Annotated in this window: 2 protein-coding genes; both read left to right on the top strand. The window is 28.4% G+C overall.

All coding sequences use genetic code 11. The features are described from left to right. On the top strand, positions 1-447 hold a 447-nt coding region (locus BLS89_RS10355), incomplete at its 5' end, for a Panacea domain-containing protein (protein WP_092738151.1). A gap of 4 nt (positions 448-451) precedes the next feature. Continuing rightward, complete coding sequence (locus BLS89_RS10350) at positions 452-793, top strand: hypothetical protein (RefSeq protein ID WP_092738149.1); 342 nt, start codon at positions 452-454, stop codon at positions 791-793. Positions 794-1042 lie beyond the last annotated feature (249 nt).

Here is a 1042-nt window from a genome sequence, read left to right as displayed (position 1 = left end):
AGGTTTGATAGTGTTATTTGTGCAGAATATTTATTAGCTATTGCTTATTCAAGGAGCATAGTTCTGAATATAACGAAAGTTCAAAAATTGCTTTATTTGGCTTATGGAGCTTATTTGGCAGAATATGACAAGTCTTTTATAACAGAGCAACCTAAAGCATGGCCGTATGGTCCTGTTTTTCCAAGGACAAGAAAACACGTCAATTTTGATAATGTACTTTCTCTTGACAATCCTAAGTTTGATAAAATTAAAAAGAACGAGGAAATAACTTTACTATTTAATAAGATTATTGACAATTATTCTAATTTTACAGCATCTCAGTTATCTGAATGGTCTCATGAAAAAGATGGACCATGGGATAAAACAGTGAAGAACAGCAACGGAAATTGGAATGTCCCTATAGATGATGAGCTTATAAAAAAATATTTCCTTAATCTAAAGATTTAATTAGGTGGCTAAGATTGACTTACAAAATAGAATATCTCGATACAGTATCAATTCTTTAAGAGATAAGGATATTGATTCTGATGATTTAGATCAGCAGTTAAAAAGATACAAAGTAGATAGATATTTTGATGATTCAAAAAAGAGAAAAGAATTAGCAAGATGGGCTTGTTACTTAGTTTCAATATATCTCTTTTTAATTTTTCTTATACTAATGCTTAATAATTATGTATTTAATCTCTCTGATGTTGTTTTATCTGTACTTCTTGGAACAACAACACTAAATGTATTAGGTCTAATGTATATTGTTCTACACGTTTTTTTTGATACAAAAGAAAAAATATCATGATTTTTTTGACCATTCTCCTTTCTATGTGTTTATAATTTGACAAGCATAGAACTTTAAAATCTTGCTTAATAAAAATGAAATTACTTTCGTTTAATCATATCTAATCTACAAAACATTTTTCCAGATTTTAGTTATTATAAAGAAAAGCATAAAAGCTCTCCAAGTGAAAGCTTTTTCGTCTTCTCGTTTGTAACAAAATTTTCGCACATTTCATTTTGAAAAAATGCACATCTCGTTTTGCGGGTTATA

The organism is Riemerella columbipharyngis (assembly GCF_900101995.1).
GTDB lineage: Bacteria > Bacteroidota > Bacteroidia > Flavobacteriales > Weeksellaceae > Riemerella > Riemerella columbipharyngis.
This window is presented reverse-complemented; position numbering and strand designations above follow the sequence as displayed.